This is a genomic window from Bradyrhizobium sp. CCBAU 45394 (assembly GCF_028128655.1).
GTDB lineage: Bacteria > Pseudomonadota > Alphaproteobacteria > Rhizobiales > Xanthobacteraceae > Bradyrhizobium > Bradyrhizobium diazoefficiens.
The window spans coordinates 1-711 of record NZ_LBIX01000007.1 but is presented as its reverse complement, the minus strand read 5'-3'; the positions used below and the strand labels follow the sequence as shown (position 1 = coordinate 711).

1 protein-coding gene is annotated in these 711 nt (G+C 61.0%); it reads right to left on the bottom strand.

All coding sequences use genetic code 11. The features are described 5' to 3' along the window. The coding region (locus tag WN73_RS04205) for an AMP-binding protein (protein ID WP_271551684.1) at positions 1-711 on the bottom strand (711 nt) is incomplete at both ends.

Below are 711 nucleotides of genomic sequence, written 5' to 3'. Positions count from 1 at the left end.
TGAACCGCTCCGCGGTCAGCTCGGGCCGGTTCAGGTAGCCGCGCGCCACCCCCGCCCCGCCAATGCAGAGCTCCCCCGCCGCACCGAACGGCACCAGCCCGCCATGATCATCCACCAGATACACGCGCGTGTTCGCAATCGGACGGCCAATCGTCTCAACGACAACGTCCCCCCTTCGCACGCAGATCCAGGTTGAGTACGTGGTGGTTTCAGAAGGCGCGTACAGATTACAAATCTTCTGGACCCGACTGCTCGCGAAGATCTTCTCGATCAGTTCCGCCGTCAGCCACTCGCCCGCCAAATTGACGACGCTGGCCGAAGCCGGCACTGCTTTCCTGTCGACCAGTGCAGCAATCGCCGAGGGCACTGTGTTGATCAAAGAGATATCCAAAGACCTCTCGGCCAGCGCCAGCGCATTCTCGACAAGGTAAAGCGTGCTTCCTTGCGAAAGCGGAACGAAGCACTCATAGACGGACAGATCAAAACTGATCGAGGTGGCAAACAGCGTGCGGCTGATCTCTGATGCCGTAAACACGTCGCTGCTCCAATGCAGCAGGTTCACCGTGCTCGCATGCTCAATCATGACGCCCTTGGGCGTGCCGGTGGATCCGGAGGTGTAGATCACATAGGCGAGATGGCGCGAGGTCAGGCCGAGCGCACGCGGGTCCGGATCCGACGCCGGCAGATTTGCCCATTCCGGCATCGTCGCCA